Genomic DNA, 223 nt, shown 5'->3' on the forward strand with positions numbered 1-223 from the left:
GCGTTTTGGCGCGCACAGCGAAACCCTGCCTGCCGGTCCCAAACGCAGTCAGTTTGAGGAAGATGCCGATACCGATATCGCGGTGCTGGAAACCCGGCTGTCACGCCTGCATATCAAGGAAAACGCGACCCCGACCCAGCCTAAACGTCAGCCTTTGCCGGCGACTTTACCCCGTGAAGATATCCGGCTGGTGCCGGAGACGGAGAGCTGCCCGGATTGCGGT

1 protein-coding gene is annotated in these 223 nt (G+C 61.0%); it reads left to right on the forward strand.

Annotation, left to right across the window (positions count from 1 at the left end; all coding sequences use genetic code 11):
- A partial coding sequence (locus EAE91_RS25305) for a transposase (RefSeq protein ID WP_244869039.1) occupies positions 1-223 on the forward strand: 223 nt, incomplete at both ends.

It is taken from the genome of Photorhabdus noenieputensis (genome assembly GCF_018448935.1).
In the GTDB taxonomy this organism is placed as follows: Bacteria; Pseudomonadota; Gammaproteobacteria; order Enterobacterales; family Enterobacteriaceae; genus Photorhabdus; species Photorhabdus noenieputensis.